Origin of the sequence: Clostridium sp. BIOML-A1 (genome assembly GCF_009874105.1) — a bacterium.
In the GTDB taxonomy this organism is placed as follows: Bacteria; Bacillota; Clostridia; order Lachnospirales; family Lachnospiraceae; genus Coprococcus.
Genome location: NZ_WWTL01000037.1, coordinates 1 through 1,020, shown reverse-complemented (window position 1 = coordinate 1,020; position 1,020 = coordinate 1). Strand labels below are relative to the sequence as shown.

The 1,020-nt window shown below is 47.9% G+C and carries 1 rRNA gene; it reads left to right on the top strand.

Annotated elements, in window-relative coordinates:
* A 23S ribosomal RNA gene (locus GT641_RS12905) occupies positions 1 to 1,020 on the top strand; the annotation flags it as partial.

Genomic DNA, 1,020 nt, shown 5'->3' with positions numbered 1-1,020 from the left:
CTTGGAGATAGCTCGTACTCCCCGAAATGCATTTAGGTGCAGCCTTGAGAGTTACTAATGTGAGGTAGAGCGACTGATAAGATGCGAGGGCTTCACCGCCTATCAAGTCTTGATAAACTCCGAATGCGCATTAGTTCTATCTCAGGAGTGAGGGCATGGGTGCTAAGGTCCATGTCCTAAAGGAGAAGAATCCAGACCATCAGCTAAGGTCCCCAAATAAACACTAAGTTGAACTAACGAAGTCAGATTGCTAAGACAGCTAGGATGTTGGCTTGGAAGCAGCCATTCATTTAAAGAGTGCGTAACAGCTCACTAGTCGAGGAGTTTGGCGTGGATAATAATCGGGCATAAGTGTTTTACCGAAGCTATGGGATACGTAAGTATCGGTAGGGGAGCATTCCACTCAGCGTTGAAGGCGAAGCGTGAGCTTTACTGGAGCGTGTGGAAAAGCAAATGTAGGTATAAGTAACGATAAAGGGGGTGAGAAACCCCCTCGCCGCAAGACTAAGGTTTCCTGATCAACGCTAATCGGATCAGGGTTAGTCGGGTCCTAAGGCTCAGCCGAACGGTGAGGCCGATGGCAGAACAGGTTAATATTCCTGTACTACCTGTAGGAGTGATGTGGAGACGGAGGAGTGACAACGCCGCGGACTGACGGAATAGTCCGTTAAAGGGTGTAGATGTTGATTATCCCAGGCAAATCCGGGATAAGAGTCGAACCTGACAGTATACCAATTTCCTCGGAAAACGGTAATAGTGCGTGTAAACATACTCCCAAGAAAATCCGCTAAACTTAATCTTACAGGTACCCGTACCGTAAACGGACACACGTAGTCGGGTTGAATATACTCAGGCGCTTGAGTGAATCACGGTTAAGGAACTAGGCAAATTGACCCTGTAACTTCGGGATAAAGGGTCCCTACCCGGTGACGGGAGGGCGCAGAGAATAGGTCCAGGCAACTGTTTAACAAAAACACAGGGCTGTGCAAAATTGAAAGATCACGTATACAGCCTGACACC